General features: G+C 63.5%; 26 protein-coding genes. 11 read left to right on the top strand and 15 right to left on the bottom strand.

Annotated features, from left to right (window positions below):
- Positions 1-11 precede the first annotated feature (11 nt).
- The 3 genes from GCN75_RS00235 to GCN75_RS00245 all read right to left on the bottom strand — a co-directional run bounded on the left by GCN75_RS00235 (position 12) and on the right by GCN75_RS00245 (position 5,015).
- Complete coding sequence (locus GCN75_RS00235; protein WP_226940953.1) at positions 12-2,888, bottom strand: M16 family metallopeptidase; 2,877 nt, start codon at positions 2,886-2,888, stop codon at positions 12-14.
- A gap of 138 nt (positions 2,889-3,026) precedes the next feature.
- Positions 3,027-4,013 carry a sensor domain-containing diguanylate cyclase gene (locus GCN75_RS00240; RefSeq protein ID WP_152280822.1) on the bottom strand — a complete coding sequence of 329 codons (987 nt, stop codon included), beginning with the start codon at positions 4,011-4,013 and terminating at the stop codon, positions 3,027-3,029.
- Positions 4,014-4,115: 102 nt separating this feature from the next.
- Positions 4,116-5,015: a sensor histidine kinase gene (locus GCN75_RS00245; protein ID WP_152280823.1), complete on the bottom strand. Its 900-nt coding sequence runs from the start codon at positions 5,013-5,015 to the stop codon at positions 4,116-4,118.
- 289 nt (positions 5,016-5,304) lie between these two features.
- On the opposite strand from GCN75_RS00245, the gene queE reads away from it, so the two are divergent.
- The 9 genes from queE to GCN75_RS00290 all read left to right on the top strand — a co-directional run bounded on the left by queE (position 5,305) and on the right by GCN75_RS00290 (position 14,707).
- Positions 5,305-5,940, top strand: coding sequence for a 7-carboxy-7-deazaguanine synthase (gene queE / locus GCN75_RS00250; protein WP_152280824.1), 636 nt, complete (start codon positions 5,305-5,307; stop codon positions 5,938-5,940).
- A 10-nt stretch (positions 5,941-5,950) separates the two neighbouring features.
- Complete coding sequence (queD, locus tag GCN75_RS00255) at positions 5,951-6,397, top strand: 6-carboxytetrahydropterin synthase QueD (RefSeq protein WP_152280825.1); 447 nt, start codon at positions 5,951-5,953, stop codon at positions 6,395-6,397.
- Entirely contained in the window at positions 6,390-6,899 is a 510-nt protein-coding gene (gene tadA / locus GCN75_RS00260) for a tRNA adenosine(34) deaminase TadA (protein ID WP_152280826.1), read from the top strand. Before queD ends, tadA begins: the two co-directional genes overlap by 8 nt.
- Positions 6,900-7,134: 235 nt before the next feature.
- Complete coding sequence (locus GCN75_RS00265; protein WP_152280827.1) at positions 7,135-9,498, top strand: TonB-dependent hemoglobin/transferrin/lactoferrin family receptor; 2,364 nt, start codon at positions 7,135-7,137, stop codon at positions 9,496-9,498.
- A gap of 61 nt (positions 9,499-9,559) precedes the next feature.
- Positions 9,560-10,714 (top strand): hemin-degrading factor, encoded by a 1,155-nt coding sequence (locus GCN75_RS00270; RefSeq protein ID WP_152280828.1) that lies wholly within the window; start codon positions 9,560-9,562, stop codon positions 10,712-10,714.
- Between the two features lie 152 nt (positions 10,715-10,866).
- Positions 10,867-11,784, top strand: coding sequence for an alpha/beta fold hydrolase (locus GCN75_RS00275; protein WP_152280829.1), 918 nt, complete (start codon positions 10,867-10,869; stop codon positions 11,782-11,784).
- A gap of 35 nt (positions 11,785-11,819) precedes the next feature.
- Positions 11,820-12,737: a muramoyltetrapeptide carboxypeptidase gene (gene ldcA / locus GCN75_RS00280; protein ID WP_152280830.1), complete on the top strand. Its 918-nt coding sequence runs from the start codon at positions 11,820-11,822 to the stop codon at positions 12,735-12,737.
- A 17-nt stretch (positions 12,738-12,754) separates the two neighbouring features.
- Positions 12,755-13,933, top strand: coding sequence for a DUF418 domain-containing protein (locus GCN75_RS00285; protein ID WP_152280831.1), 1,179 nt, complete (start codon positions 12,755-12,757; stop codon positions 13,931-13,933).
- A gap of 150 nt (positions 13,934-14,083) precedes the next feature.
- The gene (locus GCN75_RS00290; protein ID WP_152280832.1) at positions 14,084-14,707 is read left to right on the top strand and encodes a hypothetical protein; all 624 of its coding nucleotides are present in this window, start codon (positions 14,084-14,086) and stop codon (positions 14,705-14,707) included.
- 30 nt (positions 14,708-14,737) lie between these two features.
- Here the strand turns inward: GCN75_RS00290 and GCN75_RS00295 are convergent, their stop codons facing one another.
- On the bottom strand, positions 14,738-15,478 hold the full coding sequence (locus tag GCN75_RS00295) for an SOS response-associated peptidase (protein WP_319633270.1): 741 nt from the start codon (positions 15,476-15,478) through the stop codon (positions 14,738-14,740).
- Positions 15,479-15,572: 94 nt separating this feature from the next.
- Here GCN75_RS00295 and GCN75_RS00300 point away from each other — a divergent pair, with 94 nt between their 5' ends.
- Complete coding sequence (locus GCN75_RS00300; RefSeq protein ID WP_152280834.1) at positions 15,573-15,794, top strand: hypothetical protein; 222 nt, start codon at positions 15,573-15,575, stop codon at positions 15,792-15,794.
- A 13-nt stretch (positions 15,795-15,807) separates the two neighbouring features.
- Here the strand turns inward: GCN75_RS00300 and GCN75_RS00305 are convergent, their stop codons facing one another.
- The 6 genes from GCN75_RS00305 to GCN75_RS00330 all read right to left on the bottom strand — a co-directional run bounded on the left by GCN75_RS00305 (position 15,808) and on the right by GCN75_RS00330 (position 19,351).
- Positions 15,808-16,053, bottom strand: a complete 246-nt coding sequence (locus GCN75_RS00305; protein WP_152280835.1) for a hypothetical protein — start codon at positions 16,051-16,053, stop codon at positions 15,808-15,810.
- A gap of 73 nt (positions 16,054-16,126) precedes the next feature.
- Positions 16,127-16,444 (bottom strand): hypothetical protein, encoded by a 318-nt coding sequence (locus GCN75_RS00310; RefSeq protein ID WP_152280836.1) that lies wholly within the window; start codon positions 16,442-16,444, stop codon positions 16,127-16,129.
- Between the two features lie 235 nt (positions 16,445-16,679).
- On the bottom strand, positions 16,680-16,886 hold the full coding sequence (locus GCN75_RS00315; RefSeq protein ID WP_152255589.1) for a hypothetical protein: 207 nt from the start codon (positions 16,884-16,886) through the stop codon (positions 16,680-16,682).
- Between the two features lie 104 nt (positions 16,887-16,990).
- Positions 16,991-17,560 (bottom strand): manganese efflux pump MntP, encoded by a 570-nt coding sequence (gene mntP / locus GCN75_RS00320; RefSeq protein ID WP_152280837.1) that lies wholly within the window; start codon positions 17,558-17,560, stop codon positions 16,991-16,993.
- Between the two features lie 204 nt (positions 17,561-17,764).
- Positions 17,765-18,619 (bottom strand): undecaprenyl-diphosphate phosphatase, encoded by an 855-nt coding sequence (locus tag GCN75_RS00325; protein ID WP_152280838.1) that lies wholly within the window; start codon positions 18,617-18,619, stop codon positions 17,765-17,767.
- A gap of 111 nt (positions 18,620-18,730) precedes the next feature.
- On the bottom strand, positions 18,731-19,351 hold the full coding sequence (locus GCN75_RS00330) for a LysE family translocator (protein WP_152280839.1): 621 nt from the start codon (positions 19,349-19,351) through the stop codon (positions 18,731-18,733).
- A 171-nt stretch (positions 19,352-19,522) separates the two neighbouring features.
- Here GCN75_RS00330 and GCN75_RS00335 point away from each other — a divergent pair, with 171 nt between their 5' ends.
- Complete coding sequence (locus GCN75_RS00335) at positions 19,523-20,416, top strand: LysR substrate-binding domain-containing protein (protein WP_152280840.1); 894 nt, start codon at positions 19,523-19,525, stop codon at positions 20,414-20,416.
- Positions 20,417-20,425: 9 nt separating this feature from the next.
- On the opposite strand, the gene GCN75_RS00340 is transcribed toward GCN75_RS00335, so the two are convergent.
- The 5 genes from GCN75_RS00340 to GCN75_RS00360 all read right to left on the bottom strand — a co-directional run bounded on the left by GCN75_RS00340 (position 20,426) and on the right by GCN75_RS00360 (position 24,936).
- Positions 20,426-21,301, bottom strand: coding sequence for an alpha/beta hydrolase (locus GCN75_RS00340; RefSeq protein WP_152280841.1), 876 nt, complete (start codon positions 21,299-21,301; stop codon positions 20,426-20,428).
- An 87-nt stretch (positions 21,302-21,388) separates the two neighbouring features.
- Positions 21,389-22,030 (bottom strand): hypothetical protein, encoded by a 642-nt coding sequence (locus GCN75_RS00345; protein ID WP_152280842.1) that lies wholly within the window; start codon positions 22,028-22,030, stop codon positions 21,389-21,391.
- Positions 22,031-22,123: 93 nt separating this feature from the next.
- Complete coding sequence (locus tag GCN75_RS00350; RefSeq protein ID WP_152280843.1) at positions 22,124-22,450, bottom strand: hypothetical protein; 327 nt, start codon at positions 22,448-22,450, stop codon at positions 22,124-22,126.
- Between the two features lie 25 nt (positions 22,451-22,475).
- Positions 22,476-23,168: a hypothetical protein gene (locus GCN75_RS00355; protein WP_152280844.1), complete on the bottom strand. Its 693-nt coding sequence runs from the start codon at positions 23,166-23,168 to the stop codon at positions 22,476-22,478.
- Between the two features lie 97 nt (positions 23,169-23,265).
- Complete coding sequence (locus tag GCN75_RS00360) at positions 23,266-24,936, bottom strand: DUF6138 family protein (RefSeq protein WP_152280845.1); 1,671 nt, start codon at positions 24,934-24,936, stop codon at positions 23,266-23,268.
- Positions 24,937-25,033: the final 97 nt, after the last annotated feature.

The following is a 25,033-nucleotide window of genomic DNA, read 5'->3' on the forward strand; positions in this document are numbered from 1 at the left end:
GCGTTGCCGCGCTATTTGGCGAACGCTTGCGCCGCCGGCGTGACGGTGACGGCGGCTGGCTTGATGTCCAGCTTCATCGCGCCGATGACCTTGTCTTCATCGAGCAGGGCCTGCGGCTTGTTGCCGTCGTACTTGATGGGCGAAAACGCGTCGCTGACGAGCTTATCCTTCAAGCCTGCCGCATCCTTGGCGACGATGACCACGGACAGGTTCTTCGCCGACAGGTGCTGTTTAATGGCGCGGTTGACGTCGGCCAGCGTCAGTTTCGACAAGCCGTCACGCATCAGCTTGGTGAACTCGGGCGTGCCATACCATTGCGAGTCGAGCGCATAGCCCAGTTGCTGGTCTTGCGTCGAGGTCATGACAAACACGTTCTTCATCAGGTAGTCGCGCGTAGTGGCGAAATCGTCCTGCGTCAGGCCGTTGTCGATCAGCTTGCCCAATTCCGTCAGGGCCACGCGCAGGGCGAAGTGGGCGTTGTCCGGCGCCACGGGACGGATCCATACCTCGAACAGCTGCGCCTTGCGGCCCAGGTTCGGATTCGGGAAGAACTGGTACATGCCGCGCGGGAAGGCTTCGATGTACGCGTAATCGCCGTAGTTCATGCCGCGGATTTCACGGATGCGCTGGTACAGATAGGAATTCGAGGCGCGGTGCTCGCCCAGCCACGTTTTCGCCAGCCACAGGGCGGGGAAGTCCGGGTGCGTGCGTGTCACGTCCAGCGGCAGGCCGAAGGAAATCGCCGTGGCGCGCGTGTTCTTCTCGATGATTTCCACTTCCAGGCCCTGGGCCTTGCGGCCCGCGGGTTTCACCGTGGCAGGCAAGCCGGGACCGGCCGGCAAGCTTGCCAGCGCCTGCGTCAGCGAAGCCGTCATGGCGTCCGACACGTCGCCGGAAATACCCACCTTGACGGCGCCTTGCGCATACGCGCTCTTCCAGAACTGCTTCACGTCGTCCAGGGTGATGGTGTCGATGCCGGCCACCGTGCCCAGCACGGGATGGCCGTACGGCGTGCCCGCGTAGACGTTCGTCTGCAGGCGCTCCTTGGCAAACTCCTCTTCGTTATTGTCCTTCAGGTCCAGCAGCAGCGCGTTGCGCTGCGCATCCTTCAGGCGGCGGAAGTCGTCCTCGCGGAAGCCGGGCGAGAGCAGCAGGGGCAGGGCGATGGCGTTGAACTGGGTCCAGTTATCCTTGTGGATGGAGCCCGTAAACGTCGTCATTTCCTTGTCCGTCTGCTGGGAAAAACTGCCGGCCAGCGGGAACAGGGCCTGGTTGACCTCGTCGATCTTGCGCTCGGACGAACCGCCCGACGCCACCATGGCGGCCGTCAGCGCGGCCAGGCCTTCCTTGCCCTGCGGGTCTTGCGCGGAACCAGCCATGAACAGCAGCTTGTAGCGGATTTGCGGCAGCGCGGATTTTTGCACCAGCACGTCGAACTTCGCGGTCGAGGCGGCCGGCAGCAGGCTGGCCAGTGTCGGCGTGGCGGCGATGGCCGCTGCCATCGGCTGGTTCGACAGGGTGGTCACCACCAGGCCCTCGTCCGTCAGGTATTTGCGCGCGGCCGCTTGCAGGTCGGCCGGCGTGAGCGTGTCGATCAGGCGGTAGTACTGGTTGATGGTGGCGTACGAACGGTCGAAATGCACGAAGGACGCCAGGGTGCCGGCGATCTGTTCCGTGTTGTCGAGCGAGCGGATCAAGCCGTATTTTTCCGCCGACTTGGCGTCCGCCAGGTCCTTGTCGCTCACTGGCGTGTCGCGCAGCTGGGCCACGGTGGCCAGGATAGCGTTGCGCACGTAGACGGCGTCGTCGATGTTTTTCACGCGCGCGCCGATCACGGCCAGGGTGGGATCGACCCGGTCCGGCGTCATGTCGAACAATTGGTCGACCTTCTGTTCGTTCTGCACCAGGCGTTTATATAAAGGCGAGGTGCGGCCGAACGACAGCGACAGCAGGGTGGCCAGCGCCGCCTGGTCCTTGTCCTTCACGGAAAACGCAGGCGCGTGGAAGCCCACGGCCACCCACGGCAGGGTCGGCGTGGGCCAGGCCACGTGCTTGTAGACGGGGCCGTGCGGTTTTGGTTCCACGGGCACGGCCGCCTGCTGCTTGCCGCGCTGCCAGTTGCTCCAGTATTTTTCCACCAGCGCGATCGCTTGCTGCGGTTCCACGTCGCCCGCGATGATGATGGTGGTGCGCTCGGGACGGTACCAGCGGTCGAAGAAGATCTTCGAATACGCGTACTGGTTCGGCATGTCTTCGATGTCCTGGATGAAGCCCATCGTCGTGTGCTTGTAGGTATGCGTGGTGTAGGCGCTGTCGCGCATCACTTCGAACAGTTTCGACACGGGATTGGCGCTGTTCTTGTTGTACTCGCCCAGCACGGCCCGCGATTCCGTCTTGAACGCGTCTTCCGCGTAATCGAGGTGCTGGAAGCGGTCCGCTTCCACCTTCAGCACGGTTTCCAGGTCCTGCTTGGCAAACGTCGTGTGGTAATTGGTCAGATCGTCGCTCGTGTAGGCGTTCTGGCGCGCGCCGGCCCGGGTGATCACTTCCTGGTATTTTTCGGGCGGATAGGCCTTGGTGCCGCGAAACATCATGTGCTCGAAGAAGTGGGCAAAGCCGGACTTGCCCGGCTCGACTTCATTGCGCGAACCCGTCTGCACGGGAATCTGCAGCGAGACCAGGTTGGGGAAGCCGGTCGGCACGATGATGATTTTCAAACCGTTGGGCAAGGTTTTTTCCGTCGCCTTGAATGGCAGCAGGTCGGCCTTGCTGGCGGTGGCGCTGTTGGCGGCGGCCGGCTTGACGGGCGCGGCGGCCAGGTTCGACGAGGCCATGGCCGACAGGGCCAGGGCGAAAGCGGGGATAAACAGGGGCATGGCTCTTGACACGGGGGCTCCTTCTATTTGGGATGTTATGAAAGTGCAACACCGCAGCATAGAATATTCACGCCGTCATGCATAGGGGAGGGAACTGCTGCGCGGAAAAACTCAGGGAGGGGCGGCAGCGGGATGCGCTGGCCCCGGGGCCTAGGTGAGTGTCGTCTCCGGCAGGCTGATGCGGTTGCGGCCCAGGTGCTTGGCGCGGTACAGCGCGCAGTCGGCCGTGTGGATCAGCTGGCCCAGTTCCGTGCCGGGGCCGGGCAGGGCCGTGGCGGCGCCGATGCTGACGGTGACGCAGGCGCCGTCTGCGCGCTTGCGCGGCAGTTGCAGCCGCTCCACGCGCTGGCGGATGCGCTCGGCCACGATGGCCGCGCCTTTCAGCGACTGGTTCGGCAGGATGACGGCAAATTCTTCGCCGCCATAGCGGGCCACCAGGTCGTTCGTGCGCATTTCGCTGGCCACGGCGCCGGCCACCTTGCGCAGGCACAGGTCGCCGCCCTGGTGGCCGTGGCTGTCGTTGTACTCCTTGAAATTGTCGACGTCGACCATCAGCAGCGACAGGGGCTGGCTTTGCCGCTGGGCGCGCTGCCATTCGGCGAGGACGGTGTCGTCGAAGCAGCGCCGGTTCGCCAGGCCCGTCAAGCCATCGCGCGTGGCCAGGCGTTCCAGTTCCACCTGCGCGCGCTTCTCGTCCGTCATGTCGCGCAGGGTTTCCACCACGGCCACCAGTTCGCCGACATTGCCGTGGATGGGGCTGGCATCGACGGCCAGGTAGCGGCGCCGCCCCGTGCGCGGCATGTCGCACCAGTTTTCCGCGCACAGATTGGTGCCCGTGCTGCTGCGGTACTGCTGCTGTGCATGCAGCGCGCGCATGTCGCCGCCCCGCCCGGCCAGCAGCAGGTCGGCCAGGGTGGGGCGCTCGTCGTTGTAAAAGCAGCGGCCCGGCTCGGTCATGCCCAGCACTTCGCTGGCCGGCACGCCCGTCAGCTGCTCGCAGGCGCGGTTCCAGATCATCACCCGGCCATGCACATCGAGGACAAAGGTGGGCACCACCAGCAATTCCATCATCTTGACGGCGAAACCCTGGGCTTCATCGTGGGGCGATGCGCTGGCGTAGGCATGGCTATCCGGCATGTAAGCATCCTTCATGGGTGAATGGGGCGGGCTCGTTGGCCATGATGCAGCGTGGCGGGGTGGAAGGTGTTGATCTTGAGCAATATTTATTGTGCACGACTATCAGCCCTGGACCGGGGACCCGTCCGGGCAGGCGGCCAGCGGCAGCGACAGGCGCAAGGTGGTGCCGGCGCCGCTGAGACTTTCGATGTGCAGGCTGCCGCCGGCTGCAGCCACGCGTTCATGCATGCCGGACAGGCCGCAACCGAGGCGTGGCGGCGAGCCCGACAGGCCGACACCGTCGTCGCTGATGCGGCATGCCAGGGTGTCGCCCACTTGTTGCAAGCATAGCTGGACATGCGTGGCGCGCGCATGGCGGGCAATATTGGCCAGCCCCTCCTGCAGCGCGTGGTACAGCAGGGGACCGTGTGCGCTGCCGGCGGCGGCGTCGAGCAGGTATTCGCAGCTGCAATCGATGCCGGTGCTGCGCTGGAAGTCCGCCAGCAAGCCGTCGCACGCCGCTTGCAAGCCCGCATCGAGGGCGGGCGGGCGCAGGTCGTGGATGACGCGGCGCAGCGCGGCGATGCTGAGGTCGACATTGTGCGCCATCATGGCCAGCTGCCGCGCCAGCAAGGGCGTGGCGCCATGCGTGCTGGCCTGCAGCATGGCCAGGTCGATTTTCAGGGTCAGCAAATGCTGGCCCAGGTCGTCGTGGATATCGCGCCCGATGCGCAGGCGTTCCTGCTCGCGCGCCTTGCGCTGTTCGCAGGCCAGGCGGGCCTGCCCGGCATCGGCGCGCTGCTGTTCCAGCGCCTGCAGGCGCAGCGCCAGCCGGTGCTGGCGCCACAGCAGCAGCGCCAGCGCGCCCAGCAGGAGGGCGCAAGCCGTCATCAGCGACCAGGACGGGTCGGCTTGCACCAGCGGCCCGGCGGCGTGGCCCGCATGCAGGGACGCGAGCGCGCCGGCCGCCAGGCAGGCCAGAATGCTGAGGCGGTACGGCAGGCGTAGCCAGCGGTGCAGCATGTGCTTGCTCCCTAAATGTTTTCCATCAGGCAATGTTCTTACAGAAAATATATTAACTTGGGGTTATTTATATTGTCTAAACGCAAAAGCTGCGCAGTTAAGCCCGCCGCTGTGGCTTTCTTGCCCGCTGACGCGCCGGCATCAGGCGGCGGCCACGGCATTTGCACGGGAAGTGTCGTGGCGGCATATAATAGAGGGTTGTCAATCGGCTTTTGCGGTTCCGGCGGCATGCGCCGGCATCGCTGCGTACGCCCTGCGCGAGGACGCCAGCCAGCTCTTAGGAAATACAGTGACTTATAGCATCAAAGAGATTTTTTACACCCTGCAGGGCGAAGGTGCGCACGCGGGCCGTCCGGCCGTGTTCTGCCGCTTTTCCGGCTGCAACCTGTGGACGGGCCGCGAAAGCGACCGCGCCACGGCCGTGTGCCAGTTCTGCGACACGGATTTCGTCGGCACGGACGGCGAACTGGGCGGCAAGTTCAAGACGCCGGCCGAACTGGCCGCGCTGATCGACAGCCTGTGGCCGGCCAGCTATGCCGCCAGCAAATACGTGGTGTTTACGGGCGGCGAGCCGCTGCTGCAGCTGGACACGGCCCTGATCGACGCCATGCACGCCGTGGGCTTTACCATCGCCATCGAAACCAACGGCACCTTGCCCGTGCCGTCCGGCGTGGACTGGATCTGCGTCAGCCCGAAGATGGGTTCTACCCTGGTCGTGCACAAGGGTAACGAGATCAAGGTCGTCATCCCCCAGTTCCAGCAAGACCTGGCCGCCTACGAAGGCCTCGATTTCGAGAACTTCTTCGTGCAGGCGATGGATGGCCCCCTGGCTGCGCACAATATGAAGCTGGCGATCGAAACGTGCAAAAGCAATCCGAAATGGAAGCTGAGCCTGCAAACCCATAAACTCCTGCAAATACCTTAAAACAAATAATATGCTGACTATCACACGCAAGCTCGAATTCGACGCGGGCCACCGCATTCCCGACCACAAGAGCCAGTGCCGCAACCTGCACGGCCACCGCTACACGGTGGAAATCACCCTGGTCGGCAAGGTCATCGAAGCGGAAGGCAATTCCGACAATGGCATGATCATGGACTTTTCCGACGTGAAAACCCTGGCCAAGCAGCACCTGGTCGACGTGTGGGACCACGCCTTCCTCGTCTATGAAAAGGACGCGGCCGTGCGCGACTTCCTGGCCAGCCTGCCCGACCATAAAACCGTCGTCATCGACCGCATCCCGACCGTGGAAAACCTGGCGCGCATCGCCTTCGACATCCTGAAAGCGGCGTTTACCGACCATTTCGGCACGGGCTTGCACCTGCATAAACTGGTGCTGCATGAAACGCCGAATTGCTGGGCAGAAGTGACCGATGACTGAAACGCACGCTAGCGCGCAGGACGCGCGCTACATGCAGCTGGCCCTGGAGCAAGCCCAGCACGCATGGGACCTGGGTGAAGTGCCCGTGGGCGCCGTCGTCGTCAAGGATGGGGAAGTCATCGCCGTGGGCTACAACCAGCCCATCGGCCGCCACGACCCCACGGCGCACGCGGAAGTGATGGCCTTGCGCGTGGCCGCCGAAAAGCTGGGCAACTACCGCTTGCCCGGCTGCGAACTGTATGTGACCTTGGAACCGTGCGTGATGTGCTCGGGCGCCATGCTGCATGCGCGCCTGGCGCGCGTCGTGTATGGCGCGGGCGACCCGAAGACGGGCGCCTGCGGTTCCGTGTTGAACCTGTTCGAGCAGCCGGCGCTGAACCACCAGACGGCCATCGAGGGCGGCGTGCTGGCCGATGAGTGCGGCGCCTTCCTCCGGCGTTTCTTTGCCGAGCGCCGCCGCGCGCAGGCGGAAGCGCGCAAGCTGGCCGCTCCCCAGGGCTGACGCCAGCCCGGACAGGGCAGGGCCGCCATGGCCTTGCCCCCCTTGCCACCCTTGCCAGCCATTCAGGCTGGTATTTTTTATAACTGTTGCGAAATAACATCTGTCTAGACCACTTTGCCATTCTCAAATGAGAATGATTCGTGTTACAGTATTGTTTTCGCCAGCAAACTTTCCCCTTACGCATCGTCATCGATCCGGGTTCAAGAGCCAGCCTTCACTCTTCCACCGGATCATCATGACTACTGTGCTTTTGCAGCGCACCGCTGCACCCGTCGTATCCCCAGCCCACCTGCCTGTCCGCCGCCATAATCTGGTGCTGCGCGCCGCCTTGCTGGGCCTGTTTGCGGCCCCCATGCTGCCCGTGGCCGCGCAAAACGCCGCCATCAATGCGGGCACGGCAGCGCAGGAACCGGCCAAGCTGCCCGTCTTCCCGGAAATCGTCGTGAACGCCAAGCAGGATTACGAGCGTCGCGCGGGCACCAAGACGGTCATCACGAGCGAAGACCTGGAACGCCGCGGCGTGACGGACATGGGCGGCATCGTGCGCTATCAGCCACTGATCAGCACGCCAATGGCGGCCTCGGGCGCCGGCAGCGTGTGGGATGGTTCGGGCAACACGGGCTACAACATCCGCGGCATGGAAGGCAACCGGGTCAGCCTGGACGTGGATGGCATTTCCCTGCCAGATGCGGCGCCGAAACCGGATGGCACCACCTTGAACGCCTTCGGCACGGGCCGCGACTATTTTGATCCTGAAACCTTCCGCGAAGTGCGCATCGATTCGGGCACGACGGCCGCCAGCGGCGCCAATCCCGGCCTGGGCGGCAGCGTGGCCTTCATCACCAAGTCGCCCGAGGATTACCTGGGCGAAGGCGTGGACCATTATGTGGCGTATAAATACGGCCGCGCCACGGCGGACCGCAGCAATGCCCACACCCTGACGGGCGCCGCCAAGATCGGCGCCAATCTGCAAGGCCTGGCCGTGTACGTGCACCGCGATGGCGAGCAGACGGACAGCCGCGGCAGCGCCCCCGTCAATCCGGACGACTGGCATTCGAACGCCTTGCTGTCCAAGCTGGTGTGGGCCTTGCCGGGCGAGCAAAAGCTGGACTTGACGGTCGACATGTTCGAGCGCAAAAACAAGCGCGATCTGCGCAACAAGGTCAGCACATATTATCCGACCGGCGTGCAGCAAGATTCCACCACCAGGCGCACGCGCGTCAGCCTGGGCCACGACGTGGCGCTGAAGGACTTCGCCCTGTTCGACCGCCTGACGTCGAAGGTGTATCTGCAGAATGCGAAAATCGATGACAAGACGCAAGGCCGCTATACCTTCGGCAGCCCGTCGCAGCGCACCATCGACACCAGCTTCAAGAATGACAGCATCGGCCTGACGTCGGAAGCGACCAAGCAGCTCAACGCGGACAACGCGCTGCTGTACGGCGTGCAGCTGGAGCAGAGCAAATCGCGCCGGCCATGGATGGAAGACCGCACCATCATCGCCACGGGCGTGCACCAGATCACGCGCAAGAACCGCATGGCCGACATGGACAGCACCAAGGTGGCCGTGTACGTGCGCGATGACTACAGTTTTAATGTGGCCGGCAAGAAAGCCGTGCTGACGCCGGGCCTGCGTGCCGACTACCGCAAGCTGGAACCGAAAAACCTGCAAAACTATGTCATCGCCGTGCCCAATGCCGCCAAGGAAGTGCGCAAGGAAAGCGATACCTATTTCACGCCAAGCCTGAGCCTGTCCGTGGAAGTGCTGCCGCAAATGAATGCCTATGCCACCGTCACGCGCGGCACGCGCCTGCCGACGGCGGCCGAGCGCACGGGCACCTATGATTCCTTCAGCTACACGGGCACGGGCACGGGTTATGCCGTGCTGGGCAATGCGAATCTGCGCAAGGAAACCAGCCAAGCCTACGAGCTGGGCTTGAAGGGCGACATCGTCAAGGGCTTGAGCATGCACGCCTCCGTCTACCAGACGGAATACAGGAACATGATCGAGTATGTGGCGCAGGAAGACGATCCGGTCAACTATCCCACCATCGTGCAGGGCCTGTTCCGCCCGGAAAACATCGGCGATGCCCGCACCTGGGGCGGCGAGCTGAGCCTGCGCGCGGAGCTGGGCGCCTGGTCGCCCGCCATGCAGGGCTACCGGGTCGACCTGGCCACGGGTGTGGCCAAGGGCCGCTCCTTCAATACCCAGACGGGCCAGAGCGGCGGCCTGGCTTCGGTGGCGCCGCCCAAGACGGCGCTGACCTTCGGCTACGACCATGCGAACCAGCTGTTCGGCCTGGAACTGACGGCCCTGCATGCAGGCGAGAAACAGGCGCCGAACGATCTGTTGATGGGCACGACGGCGCCGCGCTACAAGGTGCCGTCGTACACCATCTTCGACCTGTCGACCTACTGGAACGTGCACAAGAACGCCAAAATCATCGTCGGCGTGTACAACTTGACGGATCGCAAGTACTGGGATTACGCCGCTGCGCGCAGCCTGGCCGCCGGCACCACGGCGGCCAACCGCGCCGAGATCGAGCGCTATGCCAAGCCGGGCCGCAACGTCGCCGCCAGCCTCAGCATCAACTACTGATTTTTACCGGGGAGGGGTGCCTGCCCCTCTTTTTTTCCATGTTTGATTGAATGGTCTCTCTATGAAGTTATCCAAACTCGTTCTATCCCTGCTAGGCAGCCTGCTGATCGCAAACGCATACGCGGCCCCAGCCACTTTGGCGGAACGCTGGTCCACCTTGCGCACGGAGCAGCCGAAGCTGCAGATCCGCGACGCGGCGCGCGCGCTGGGTGTATCCGAAGCGCAATTGCTGGCAACCAACATCGGCAAGGGCGTCACGCGCCTGCAGGCAGATGGCAACCAGCCGCGCGAAATCATGCGCGCCGCGCTGGACCTGGGCATGGTGCAAGCGATCACGCGCAATGAAAACGGCGTGATCGAAACGACGGGCGTCGCCAGCAAGTTCAAGCAGGCGGGCGACAAGTCCGAGCAGGCCGACGCCAAGGATCCGGAAACGGAAGCGCGCCAGCGCAATATCGCGGGCGGTTACCTGGGCGGCCAGATCGACCTGCGTTTCCATTTTGAAAACTGGAAATACGCATTTGCCGTGGAACAAGCAGGCCGCGATGGCAAGCCCACGCGCAGCCTGCAATTTTTCGATGCCAACGGCACGGCCGTGCACAAGATCTACCTGCGCAACGAGCCGGGCGTGGCCGTCTACGATAAATTGGTGGCGACCTTCCGCCTGCCCCAGCAAAGCGCGGAATTGAACGTGCTGGCCGTGGCGCCGAAAGCGGCGGAAAAGCCCGATGCCGAGATCGACGTCAAGGAATTCCAGCTGGCCTGGAAGGACATGACGGACGTACACCAGTTTGCGCAAATCATGCGCGAATTCCATTTGTCGCGCGAACAGGCGCTGCGCCTGGCGCCGGCCGGCGTGGTCGAGCGCGTGACGCCAGCGGCCCTGCGCACCCTGCTGGAAAATGCGGCGAAGGACAAGGTCGCCATCATGGTGTTCCTGGGCAACGAAGGCTTGACGCAGATCTACAGCGGCAAGATCGAGAAAACCATGGCCGCCGGCGGCTTCTTCAATGTGCTGGACCCGGACTTCAACCTGCACATCCGCGATACGGCCCTGCGCAGCGGCTGGGTAGTCAAGCGCGGCGGCGTCACCTCGGTCGAGTTCTTCGATAACGAAGGCACGCAAGTGGTCTCCTTCTTCGGCGTGCGCGAGCGGGGCAAGCCGCAGCCGCAAGCGTGGGTGGACCTGGCTGATTCCTTGCCAAAAGCCAAGTAAATAGCCGTACCGTTGCCGCCCGGCGTACCGGCGCGGCAACACTTCAGTTCGACTTCTGCATGAGTCATGATGGCAAGATCGCAATAGTGGTATGCTGACTCCAAGGCCGCAGCGATCGTGCCTGCGTGCTGGTTCCTGGAAGAGAGGCAATCATGGCAACCATCATGGCGAACGGCCTCAATATAGCATATGAAAGCCACGGCGACCCCGACGATCCGTGCGTGCTGCTGGTCATGGGCCTGGGCATGCAACTGATCGCCTGGCCGGCGGACTTTGTCGAAGGCATCGTCGAGCAAGGCTTTCGGGTAGTGCGTTTCGACAACCGCGACAGCGGCCTGTCAAGCAAGATGGCGCTGGCGGGCAAGCCGTATCTGCCGCTGGCCTACCTGAAAAACCTCGTCGGCTGGCCCCTGAAAACTTCCTACACCCTCGATGACATGGCAGCCGATGCGCTGGGCTTGCTGGCGGCCTTGCGCATTGCGCAGGCGCACGTGATCGGCGTGTCGATGGGCGGCATGATTGCGCAAGTGATGGCGGCGCGCGCGCCGCAGCAGGTGCTCAGCCTGACATCCATCATGTCGAGCAGCGGCCGGCGCGGCTTGCCCGGCCCCACGCGGGCCGCGCGCAATGCGCTATTGCAACGTCCGAAACGCAATGCCAGCCGCGCCGAACTGATGGCGCACATGGCCGCCACCGTGCGCGTCATCGGCAGTCCCGCCTATCCCGTGTCGGAAAAACTGCTGTACCAGCGCATCGAAGCGGCGCTGCAGCGGGGCAGTTGCCCCGAAGGCGTGGCGCGGCAAATGGTGGCCATCGCGGCCTCGGGCGAGCGCACGGCCTTGCTGCCGAGCATCAGTTGTCCGGCACTGGTGATCCACGGCGCGGCCGATCCCCTGATCCCCGTCGCCTGTGGCATCGATACGGCGGCGCTGATTCCGGGCGCCCGCATCGAGGTGATCGAGGGCATGGGGCATGACATGCCGCCCCAGCTGATCGAGCGCCTGCTCGCCTTGATCGATGTGCATCTGCAAGGTAAGATGGCGCCCCAGATGCGCTCCCAGCCAGCCTAGGCGCGCCCACCATTTTTTGAAGGCTTGGGCATATTTTGAAGACACCTGAGATTGGCATCGCCATCGTCGCGCCGGGCGGTTATGCGCCCGACGAGGCGGCCCTGGCGCGCGGCATCGCCCGCTTGCAGGCGCAAGGCGCCACCGTCCACAATTACTACGACCACGCACACAAGTTTCAGCGCTTCGGCGGCACGGATGCGGGCCGGCTGGCGCAGCTCCATGCGGCCGCGGCCGACCCTGCCGTGCAGGTGGTGATCGCCTTGCGCGGCAGCTACGGCATCAGCCGCATCCTGCCCGACATCGATTTTTCCGCCATGGCCGATAGCGGCAAACTGTTTGTCGGCTACAGCGACTTCACGGCTTTCCACATGGGCTTGATGGCAAAGACGGGACGCGCCAGCTTTGCCGGCCCCATGATCTGCGACGACTTCATCCGCGACGAGCCCGAGCAATTTACGCTCGACCAGCTGTGGTCGTGCCTGGCAGGCCCCACGCACACGGTCACGGGCGCGTCCGTTGGCAATCCGCATGTCGAGCTGCAAGGCAAGCTGTGGGGCGGCAACCTGGCCATGCTCGTGCATTTGCTGGGGACGCCATATTTTCCGGTAATCGATGACGGCATCCTGTTTCTGGAAGACGTCAACGAACACCCGTACCGGGTCGAGCGCATGCTGCTGCAACTGCTGCACGCGGGCGTGCTTCAGCACCAGCAAGCCGTGGTGCTCGGCGATTTTTCCGCGTATAAACTGAGCCCCATGGATAACGGCTACGATTTCGACGCCATGCTGGCCTATGTGCGCGAGCACCTGCCCGTACCCGTGCTGACGGGGCTGGAATTCGGCCACATCCGCCGCCGGGTCACCTTGCCGTTCGGCGGCCACGCGCAGCTGCGCTCGGACGCTTCCGGCTTCAGCCTGCAGGTGGGCGATTACCCGACCCTGGCGCGCCCCTGAACGCCGCCCTGGACGCCATGCACGCCAAGCCCGGCAGGTTGCTGCAGCTCGATGTGCTGCGCGGCATCGCCGTGTTTGGCATCCTGCTGGTGAATATCTGGGGCTTTGCCTGGGGTACGCTGTCCCTGCGCTACGGCACCTTGCCCGCGCAGCCGCCCGTGCTGGACCAGCTCGTCATTTTCGGCGTGGCGGCGCTGGCGCAGTTCAAGTTCTATCCCGTCTTCGCGTTCCTGTTTGGCGCCGGCTTTGCCCTGCAGACACGTTCCCTGCGACGCCAGCTGGGCAGCTGGGAACAGGCGCAAACCGCGTACCGGCGCCGCTTGCGCTGGCTGCTGGCATTCGGCCTGCTGCACGGTTTCCTGATCTGGAGCGGCGACGTGCTGACCTCGTATGCCGTCGCCGGCATGCTGGTGCTGCCGCTGGCAGCCGCCAGGCTCAGCCGCGTGCGCAACCGCGCCTGGCTGGTGGCGGCAGGCTTTCTATTATTCATGTGCCTGCTGATCCCCGTGGGCCAGCAGGGCGGCGCGCCGGACACGGCGCGCGACCTGCACAGCTTTGCGGACCGCTACGCCATCTACACGCAAGGCGGCGCCTGGGCCGTGGCCAGGCTGCGCGCCAACGATTTTCTCGTCTCGCTGCTGTACGCTGCCGTCATGCTGCCGCATATCATCGTGCTGTTCCTGCTGGGTATCTTGTCCGTGCGTTTCGGCTGGCTGACGCAGCCCCAGCGCCACCAGCGCCTGTGGCGCCGCGTGCGTGCCGTGGGACTGGGCGTGGGCTTGCCGTTCAACTTGCTGGCGGCGGGCGCCATCGCCTGGCAGGTGGCGGATCCGTATCAGACCGTGTTTGACGCGGCCCTGTTCGAAGTGGGCCTGTTCGCGGGCGGCCCCGTGCTGGCGGCCGGCTATGTGGCTGCGCTGATGCTGGCCGGTCCCTTCATGCTGCGCTGGCTCGGCTCATGGCTGGCACCCGTGGGACGCATGGCGCTGAGCAACTATCTGCTGCAATCCTTGATCGGCACCTGGCTGCTGCAAGGGCCGGGCCTGGGCTGGGGGGCAACACTGCGTCCGGCCGAGATGCTGGGCCTGGCGGTGTTGATCATGGCGGGGCAGGTGCTGCTGAGCCGTTACTGGCTGCGGCATTTTCGCCAGGGGCCCATGGAAGCGCTGTGGCGCCGGCTGGCGCGGCTGGACTGACCCTGTCGTGCATATGTTGTTCCCTAATGGGCCGGCGCGTAAGCTGTTTTTTGTTGCGCAAGTTATCTGGCCTGGGCCCTGTCATGAATTGACTAAAATGCATGTTGGTGATAATTTCGTTTCCTTCATGATCATTCGAATAGTTAAGAAATGAAAAAAATTCAGTCATGGCCAGGCACGATGGCGGCGCTCTTGCTCATATCCATGCTGGCAACTGGATGCGGAAGTATGTCGAACCGCGCCGATGCCAAATTTGCCGAGCCGGCCAAGATGAAAAAAGACGAGGGTTATGTCGTTATCTCGACCGGCACGAATTATGTTGATCAATTCGGGGCTGGCGTGTTTTTGACGATTGCTCCCGCGACGGCAAAATACATGCAGGATGAACTGGCGCTCCTGGCGGTGGGTTCGCAGGTTTTGAAAAGCGATTTTTCTGATCATTTTGGCTTGCTGCATGCCGTGAAATTAAAAGCAGGCGCGTATCAATATTATCAAGCCAATCTGGATTTGCGGCGCTACGCGATCAGCGTGCCAAATGCACGATTCCAGGTCGTGGCCGGGCAGGTTACCTATCTTGGCGAGTTTTTTTACACGATGAGCTTGAAAACAAGGGATAGGAGCGATATGCGTGATAATGAACAGCGCGACATGAGCTTATTACTGCAAAAAAACCCTGGCTTGGCCGCATTGCCACGTATTAAGAATGTGGTCCAGTATTCGGGTTATGTCCTCAAGGATGGCGAGCATGTCGTGCAAGCAGGTTCTGTCGAGTAAGCAGCAGGTCACGGTGACCATGTCTGGGCGCTAATCCACGCCCCAGTCAAACGTGCCTTGCGCCGCAGTGGGTGGCGGCGCCTTCGCCTTGGCGGACGGCACCAGCGGATTGTCGATGGCATGCCATTCGAACAAGTCCACGTCGAGCATGCAGGTGCGCGCCAGATGCAGTGCCTGCTCCGGCGTCAATGCGGGGTCCAGCCAGCGGTGTGCGTCTTCCAGGCTGACGGCCACGGGGCGGCGGTCGTGGATGTCGACCATGCCGCCCATGCTGTCGGCCGTCACCAGCACGAAGCCCGCTTCCTCGCGGCTGTGCTTCCAGGGACCGAACTGGGCCAGCACCAGCAGGAACAGGCGCGCGCGGTCCTTGCGGTGGATGTGCCACGGCTGCTTGCTGCCTTTTTCTCCCGTCCATTCATACCAGCCATCGACGCAGACGATGCCGCGGCCCGCCCGCAGCAGCGGTTTCCAGTAGGCGCCGGCCAGCTTTTCCAGCCGTGCGTTGATGGCGATGGGAATTTTCTTCTTGCCGGGCGCGGGCGTGGCCTGCGCGGCCCAGGCGGGGCGGTAGCCCCAGAACACATCGTCGACCCGCCGCACGCCGTCCTGTATGTGCAGCACGGGCCGGTAGGTGCCGGGCGACACGTTCAGGTGCGGCTCGGCCTCGCTGTCGAACACCGCGTCGGTCCAGCCGAAGGATGACGCCAGCATGCGCGCCGTGTCATTTTGATCGAATCGTCCACACATGGCGAAATCATACCCGAACGCCATGGCGCGGGTGTGGGCCAGCGTACAGACGTTGCGCTGCGCCAAGCGCATAGTGGAAGCCAGTCAGGTCCCTGACGCTTCTTGCATCGGAGGAATTATGCCTTTTGAAAATCCCACCATCCACAAAGGCTTTACCATCAGCGCCACGGCCAGCCAGCGCCGCGATGGCCGCTGGGTAGGCTCGTACATCAGCCAGAACCAAACGTGCGGCGCGTACGCGGACACCTGCGATTACGACGACTGCAGCAATGAAAAAGAAGCGCAGCAAGTGGCCTTGTCCGTGGGCTGGCGCCTGGCGGACGGCGTGCCGGCGCGCTGAAGCTGTCCGCTGCTCAGCTTTTCCGCCGCAGGGCCAGCAGCAGGCCGGCCACGGGGAAGAACAGGGCGGTGCCCAGCCGTACGGAGGTCAGCGAAGCTGCCTCTACGCCCACCACATGGGGCAAGGCCAGCAGCAACAGGGGCGCCGGTACGGCAATGGCGAAGAAGAACAGGTACCACGAGTAGCCATTCTTCTTGGCCAGCAGGGCGATCAGGGCGCAGCCGACGAGGAAGACCAGCGGCAAATTCACATATTCCATGGTTCTGAGTTTTCATCCGGGAAAGCGCGTCATTATACGCGCCACCCGGGGTAGGCGGCCCCGCTTGCGGTCCTCAATTGCCAACGAAATCGGGCGGCCGCGGCGCCTGTGTATTCGTCTGTGCACCCGCCAGCGGCGCATCGGCCGGCAGCAGCGCCTTGATGGCGCCGTTATAGATAAGTTCCTGGGCATACGCCGACGCTTCGATCAAGGCCGCATGCACGGACTTGAAACTGCTCGGCGTTTCAATCAGCACGGGCTTGGCGTACACCTGCTGCGTGTCGCCGCGCTTGCTGAGCAAGATCATGCCCCGGTAGCGCCCATCCTTCTCCAGCGCCCCCGCCACATGAAATTCATAACCCCTGATCTGGTGTTTTTGTTGCTGATCCATGTCTCCCGCCTCCAATTCCATTGTCACGGTATTGGGCCATCAACTCGATAGGAACGGCAGAGTGTTTGATCTGGATCAATACCCAAATTCTTGACCACTATCCATCAAACGTCACGACGGCTGGCACAAGCGTAGCGAGCGGAGGGATGTGTGGCTGAGAAGCGCAACCGTACTTTAGTACGGTGAGCATCGCCAGCCGCAAAGCCCCCCGCGCAGTAGCTTGCGGCAGCCGTCATCATCCAGCGCGAATGGCGCGCAGCTGCTGGGCCGTTTCCTCGATCTCGCGATACGCTTCCTGGATATAGCCATCGATCGGGTGCCCGTCCATCCACTCGAAATAGGCGCGCTCGTCGTGTTTGATGGCGAAAGGGACGTGGTGGTCGCGTATCGACTCGGCCGTTTCGCGCACCAGCGAGGCAAAAAGCAGCTCCAGAGTTTCCATGATGGTCACCTTGCGAGACATGAATGCAGAGTATCGAATGTAGCACAAAGCTGCCCGCCGCCATGGCGCCTGGCGTGCCGTGCGCGCCTCCTGCGGTCCCGTCCTCAGGCCGGATGGCCGATATGCTCGTACAGGATCACGCAGCCGATGATGATCAGCACCAGGCCGCCCACCAGTTCGGCGCGCCGGCCCGCTATCGTGCCCAGCACGCGGCCCAGCATCACGCCCAGGGTGACCATGACGAAGGTGGAAAAGCCGATGGCGGCAGCCGTGACGACGATGTTGGCGCCCAGCAAGGCCAGGCCCGCGCCCACCACCATGGCGTCGATGCTGGTGGCCAGGCCCGTGACGGCCAGCACCCAGAACGAATGCGACTGGGCCGGTGCTTCTTCCTCGTCCGCGTCGGACAAGGCATTGCGTATCATCAGCAAGCCGATGATGCCCAGCAGGCTGAAGGCGATCCAGTGGTCCCACGCTTCCACATAGGGCGCGGCCACGCTGCCCAGGGCCCAGCCGATGACGGGCGTGATCGCCTCGATGACGCCAAAGATCAGCCCCGTGCGCAGCGCCTCGCGCCATTGCGGCTTGTGCAGGGCGGCGCCCTTGCCCACGGCGGCGGCGAAGGCATCGGTGGACATGGCAAGGGAAAGGGCGGCGGTGGCGGCGAAATTCATCGTTGGCTTCCTGTAAAACCTGGCTGGATAATAAAGCAACAACGCCGAAGAAAACCGTAGCGAGCGGAAGGGGGGGCCGGCGCCCCCGTTGGCCCGGGAAGCGCAACTGTACGGAGTACGGGGCCGCCGAGGCAGTGAGCATCGCAGGCCGTCAATCACGACGCGCAGCAGGTTTTATCGGCGTTTAACGCAAACCCGGCGATTTTACCCTACGTACAGCACCACCAAGGAGGCCAGCAGGCAATATGCGCCAAAGAAATGCCAGCGGCCCTGTTCCAGCCAGCGCGACAGCCAGCGCAGGGCCAGCAAGCCGGCCAGGAACGATAGCAGCATGCCCAGCAGGCTGGGGCCGATCAGCTGCAGCAGGCTGTTGCCGTGTTCCAGGTGGTCCAGGCTGCCATTCGCGACGGCCTGGTAAAAGCGCCAGCCTTCCTTGACCAGCACGGCTGGCGTCAGCACCACGGCCAGGGCAAAGCTGAATTCCTCGGCGCGGCGCTGCGGCACGCCCATGGCGATGCCGGCTGAAATGGTGGCGCCCGAGCGGGAAAAGCCCCGGAAGGGCAGGCACAGTCCCTGCACGGCGCCGATCACCATCGCCTTGCCGATGGACAAGGTGCCGCTTTCCCGCGCCTGCAGGCGCGACGAGACGATGATCAGCACGCCGGCGGCGGCCAGCGCGGCGGCCATCAGCTTTGCGTTGCCGAACAGGTGTTCGATTTCAAAGCCGGGCGCGTCCTTGCTCATGATGTGCGTAATGCCCTTCAGCAAGCCGAAGCCGACGATGCCCGTCAGGGCCGTGGCTGCCACGAGCAGCAGCACATTGCTGCGGAAGGCCGTAGCCGAGCTGAAATACGTGGCGCGCCAGGATTTCCAGAAATACACGATGACGGCAAACATGGTGCCCGTGTGCAGCATCACGAGCAGCATGGTCAGCTCGGGCGACGTGGGGTCCAGGCCCATCAGTTTTTCCGCCACGATGACGTGGGCGGAGCTGGACACGGGCAGCAGTTCGGCAAAGCCCTGGACGACGGAGAGGATGAAAAGTTGTAGGAAATTCATGGGCGATATGGTCGGGATGGTAGGCAGGCGGGAAAATTGTCACGTCGGAAACAAAACTATCCGGCAGCGCAATTTTACAGGCGAGCTCCTGGCGGGCAGCCCCGCATACCATTACAGTTTGTCCATGTTGGCGCAGGCCAGCAGTACGCCCAGGGCGATCAGCATCGCGCCGATCAGCCGGTCGATCGTGCGCTGGCGACGGATCATGCGGGAACGGAACGCGGCTTTTGAAAACAGGAGGGCGACCAGGGCAAACCACAGCAGATGGATGGCGGACATGCACAGCCCATAGCCAAACTGGACTGTCAATGGCGTGCCGGGCTGCACCACCTGGGTAAAGGTGCTGATGACAAACAAGGTCGTCTTCGGGTTCAGGGCATTGGTCAGGAAGCCGCTGAGGAACACCGTATGGCGGGGCACGGCTGCGCCACCTTGCAGGTCGAGAACGACAGTGTTGCGGTTGGCAAAGGTTTTCCAGCCGATCACGACCAGGTACACGGCGCCTGCAAACTTGATTGCAGTAAATAGGAGCGGTGAATTTGCGATGATCAGCCCGATACCGAACATGGTATAGAACACGTGGACTTGCACGCCCATGGCGATGCCGAGCGCGGCCAGCAGACCAGCCCGGCGCCCATGCAGATAGCTGTTGCGCGTGACCATCGCGAAATCGGGGCCGGGGACGATGGAGGCCAGCAGGGTAATGAGTGCAACGGCAAGCAATTCGATCATGCGTTTTCCTTGGGTAATGGTGGCGCCGCATGGCAATCAGTGAGTATTCATCGCCTGTATGACTGGCGTTGTGTGCCCACGGCGGCGACCGGAAACGTAATTATCCCTATAATGGCGAACGGTGAAAAACGATGATATCTTGCGATTATGTGTGACAAAAAATGACAGATCATGACTAGACAGGTGGCGCTCGGAAGCTTGCGTTTCTTCGAGGCGGCGGCCAGGCTGGGCAGCTTTGTCCAGGCGGCCGATGAATTGCATGTCACGCACGGGGCGGTGAGCCGGCAAATCCGGCTGCTGGAAACGTCGCTGGGCACGGCCCTGTTCGAACGGCGCAACCGCGGCGTGTTCCTCCTGGCCGCCGGCGTGCAGCTGCGCGATGCCGTCCAGCAGGCGTTCGAACGGCTCGATGCCGCCATCGAGGCCGTGCGCCAGCCGGCGCCGCAGGCGCCTTTGGTGGTGTCGTGCGAGCCGACGATCGCCATGAAGTGGCTGATACCGCGCCTGGGCGACTTTTACCAGCGGCATCCCGACGTGCCGCTGCACCTGTTTGCATCGGGCGGACCGGTGGCGTTCCAGCGCGACGCCGTGGACGTCGCACTGCGCCGCAATGATTTTCTATGGGATGCGGGCTTGCATGCGGAAAAGGTGTGCGACGAATGGATCGCGCCCGTGTGCGCACCGGCCTTGCTGCGGCATGGTCGGCTGGACCTGTCTGCGCAAACGCTGCTGCACACGGCGTCGCGCCCGGCCGCCTGGGCGCAGTGGCGCGCCGCCGGCGCGGACGACGGCGAGGATGGGCAGGGCCACGGCGACAGCCAGACCTACGAGCATTTTTACCTGAGCCTGCAAGCGGCCTGCGCCGGCCTGGGTGTGGCCATCGGTTCCGTGTTCATGACGGCGGAAGACATCGACAGCGGGCGCCTGGCGGCGCCGCTGGGATTCCGGCGCGATGGCACCGGCTACTTTCTGCTGTCGCCGCTGCCATTCGATGGCGACGCGCGCCGGACCGCACTGCTGCACTGGCTGCGTGAGCAGATGGCGCAGGCGCTGCCAGCGCCGTAGCCGTCCCGCTTACTGGGCCGGCGTGGCTGGCTTGAAGACGTCGCGGAACGCTTTCAGGGCGGCCGGGTGATAGATGGTGCCATGGGTTTCGGCCGGCATCTTTTCCTGGTGCCACTGGAGGCCGGGCGGCGCCTGTTTTTCCAGCACCTCGGACAGGCGCTGCACTTCGACGGCAATGCCCGTTTCGCTGCTGGAGGCCAGGTACAGGCTGCGCTTGCCCGGCTTGCCCTTGGCCAGCAGGGCTGCCGCCTGGCGCGGCAGGGCGCCATGGTTCCACCACAGGCTGGGGTCGAACGCCAGGTAATGGTCGAACATCTGCGGTTCCAGCAGATACGTTTCCACCACGAACAGACCCGCCAGCGATTCGCCGACGATGGCCGTCTCGCCCGTCGTGCGGTAGCGCCGTTTGACTTCCGGCATCAGTTCATCGCGGATGAAATCGCGGTAGGCGGACGCGCCGCCCACCACGGGGGCGATCTTGCGGTCTTCCGCATTCTCCGTCGGCCCCGTCAGATCGCGCCGGCGCTGCGTGTTTTGCATGCCGACCAGCATGAAGGGACGCATCGTGCCATTGGCTACCGATACCTGCAGCAAGCCGGCCACGTGCAGGAAATCTTCCGCCACGCCCCCGTCCGGCATGTACAGCACGGGCAGCGGCGCGTCGGGCGGGGTATCCCAGGCGCGCGCCATATACACATTGATGTGGCGCTTTTCCTTCAGCGCCTTCGAATCGATGACAAAGCTTTCGCCGATGACCAGCGGCGTGGCTGCGCTGGCGGCTGTCGCTGGCGCTGCGGCGCTGGCAAGCTGGAAGGCGGCGCTGCCGGACAGCAGCAAGGCGGTGGCGAGGTGCAGGCTAAGGCGGGTAGGGCTGAAACGGTGCATGGTGTCCTGTCAAAAATAAAGGGATGGACGGCGTGCGATTTGTATAGACATGCCGTCCAGCAATTTTATCGTATCTTTGATGCAGCCTTACTTGATCGTCAAGAGTTTTCGCTCGAGCACGATACCATCCTTGTCGATCGTGTAGGCGACCAGCAGCGCGCCATCCTCCGCGCAGGCGTGGCAGGTGATCATGGGCGTGGAAAACAGCACGCTCTGGCCGCCATCGCTGGTGGCCGTGCTGCCGACGAACTCGGCGGGCGCAAACGGCATGGCGTCCGGGTGGGCGGCGGTAAACGCTTGCCAGGCAGGCGTGGCGCGGTCTTCCTCGCGCACGGAGTGCTCGTCGACATCGATGGCCGCGCCATCGCTGCCGATCAGCAAGGTGCTTTCATTCGTGTTGGCGCGAAACGGATAGGTGACGGTGGCCAGCGCCACCTTGCCCAGCGGGCGCCAGGCAGAGATGTAGCCTGGCATGTTTGCCCCGACCAGCATCCTGGCGGCGGCGATGGCTTGCGGGGGCGCACCGGTACGCTTCATGGTGCGCAGCAGGCAGACGTCGGGCGCAGAGTGCGATTGTCCGCTGCGGCAGGCCGACAGCGAGCGTTCCTGCCAGACGGCACGCGCATCGATGGGCCCCGTCTCTTCGGCATGGGCGGCCTGCATGGCAGCCAAACCGGAAAGAGCCAATACGGCGCAGCCGAACAAGCGGCGGGAAAATCGTGTGGACATGGATGACGCCTTTCAAGAGCGGAAACGGAGAGCCTCCGATTATAGGAGGGCGTCCGCGCACCTGCGCGCACGGCTGGCAGGCTTGCGCCCCGATTAACGTTTTTTTGCGGCCGCCTGGCGCAAGGCCTTGGCTTCCTGCTTGTTGGGCAGGTGCGGGCGCGTGGCCAGCTCCGCCTTGACGGCGGCGATGGCGGCGCCGAACAGCTGTTCGGCTTGCTCGACGCTGGCGCCCGCATAATGCAGCTGGTTGGACTGGGCGGCACGCAGCCGGCGCAGCAGCGCCAGCAATTGCCTGCCGTGCAGGGCAGGCAAGTCTTGCGACAGCGCTTGCTGGACCACCGCGCCTTCTGCATGGTCGGGGTCGAGCAGGCGCAGCAAGGCCAGACCTGCGGGCTGCGGTACCGGGGTCACTGTGTTCATCCAGCCATTCTAAACGAGGCGTGGATTACAGGTAATCCCAGATTTCATCGAAGGTTTCGCGCGCGAAATCGTTGCGCCAGGCTTCCGTGTTCTTTTCGCGGCTGACGGCAAACACGGCGCGCCACGTCTGCTTTGGCGCACTGGTGTAGGTTGCGGCGATCTTTTGCAGGCCGGCCTTGCATTGTTCGACCTTGCAGCCGCTCTTGGCCAGTTGCTGGGAGGCCGTCGCCCATGTCACGGGCACCTTGACGACCTGGCATTCGAAGCTGACGGCGGCCGTCTGCATGCCGTTTTCCACCGTCACGGGGTCCGCCTTGGTGGCCTTGCAGACGGCGCCATTCTTGGCGGCGATGACATTGGCGGCCAGCAGCTCGGCGGCCGGCGTCACGGCGGCGCGCATGGCGGCCGGGAACAGGTCGGCGATCAGCTTGCCGGTTTCCGTTGGGAACTGGGCGTCCGCTGCCTTCAAGTCCGTGTACGACGCATATTCGGCGCTCTGGTGGCCGGCCAGGCGGGTAGGGCGCAGGTAGGCGTTGAGCTTGGCGACGCTCGCTTCATCCTGGTTGATGATGGTCTTGATGTACAGGTCGGCCACGTCGATGGGCGCCAGCTCGACGGCTGGCGCCTCGGCGGCGATGGCGGGCTGGGCCAGCGCCACGGCAGCCGTCAAGGCTGCTGCCAGCAGGGAGGCGCGCGATGTTTGTTGTGCTTGATGCATGTATTTTCTCCACGATTCGATGTCAGGCGCCAAAAGATGCTTTGCGGCAATTCTGGCGCGCGCATTATATATGGTGAAAGTCATAACGTTGCGCACATTAGGCATCATTCTTGCTCGCCGCTTCAAGCAAGGCCAGCAGCAGCTCCTTGCGGGGGCCTTGCACCTTGCGCGCCAGGGCCGCCAGTTTTTCCAGTTTGCCCCAGATGGGATACAGCATGTGTTCCACCATGTAGCCTTTCAGCCCCTGCAACTGACGGTACAGGCAGTCGAGTTTTTCCACGTCCTCGAAGTCCGCCTGGATTTTCAGTTTCACGTTATCCGTGCAGGCGCGCAAGCACGCCGTCAGTACGGGAATGGTGGCCGTCGTGACGCCGAAGGTGGCGGCGAAGGCCGTCGTGAACTGGTCTTGCACGGACTGGTGTTCCTCGTCGACGTTTGCCATGTAGTGCTGCACCAGGGGGAAATGGCGGGCGTCGAGCAGGCCCAGGCCAAACACGGCATAGCTGCCCGGCATGCAATTCTTTTCGCCTTCCGTGTCGGCATAGAATTCGAATTGCTCGATGGCGGCGCGCGCATACGCTTCCAGCTGCGGCTGCAGGCTGGCATGGGCGAGGGCGTTGGCAAAGAAGCGGTGCGTATCGGATTTCGCCAGCCCCTTGATGGGCAGGTAGGCCTTGACCTTGGATTTGAGCTTGATCTGGTAGCTTTTCGGGAAACCATTGTTGAGCAGGTGCGTGATGAATGCCAGCGCCTGCGCATACGCGTCTGCTTCTTCCTGGGCAACGGTGATGGTGATCGTGGCAAACACATCGTTGGCACGGCATTCCAGCAGCGCATTTTTTACATGGATGTCGGTATCGGGGAAGGCGCCGCTGCCTTCCTTGAGCATGCGCACGGCCCGTTCGCTGCCCAGTTCGCGCGCGATTTCCAGGAATTTGAGGCCGGTCGACTTGGCGTAGCTCGGTTCGTGGCGCAATATCATGACGGCGCCATACAGCAGCAGGTCGATGGGCGCCAGCGCTTGCGCATCGTGCGCCGCGCCCGCCTTCAAGGCGTATTCGGTACCGCGGTAGCTCGATCGCTGTACGTCGTAGAATTGCGGCAGGAACTGCTTTTCCGCCCAGGCCGACACAGCCTGGATGATATCGCCGCGGTGTTCGGCCAGCGCTTGTGGCCGCGACTTGTTCAACTGTTCGATGCGTTCGAACTGGGCGATCGTCCACGCGATATCGGGCAGCGGGAACAGGTGGGGATCGAGCAGGTGGCGCGTCAGGAAGAACGTTTCCAGCGGCTTCGTCGGATGCTTGCCGTTCGTGAGCTTTTTCCCGATGTACGCATGTATGTTTTCCAGCAAGGCCAGGCGCTTGTTTTCGTTGACGTATTCCAGCAAGGGCAGGTGCAACTTGCCCTGCGCCGTCTGGAACTTGCCGCGGACGGTGAAGCGGTAGTCGATCATCGGCGTGTCCACCAGCGGCGCCAGGCGGGCTTGCACCAGCGCCGTCAGCTGCGGTGCGATCAGCTCGCGCACTTGCGCATCGTCAAGACGCGCCGGCGTCCTGGGATGCGCGTCGTCGTCGAGGCCCAGGTCGAACTCGTCGGCGGTGGTGCGGCCCGGTTTGTAATCGAGCAGGAGCTCATTGAAGATGCCTGTCTGCAAGGTCGTGCGCTTGACGGCCTGCTCCAGGTCCGTGCGCTGCAGGCGCTCATCGAACCAGGCATGGATGGCCGCGGTGATTTCGGCTGTTACCTGCTCTTGCAGTGTACTCATCGTCTGTTGCCTCTCCATTCATGTTGCGTTTGCGCTATTAGTGCGCGGCAGTATAAAACATGCGGCCACGGCGCGCCGCGCACAACGGTGTGCGGGG

The organism is Janthinobacterium violaceinigrum (genome assembly GCF_009208555.1).
Lineage (GTDB): Bacteria > Pseudomonadota > Gammaproteobacteria > Burkholderiales > Burkholderiaceae_D > Janthinobacterium > Janthinobacterium violaceinigrum.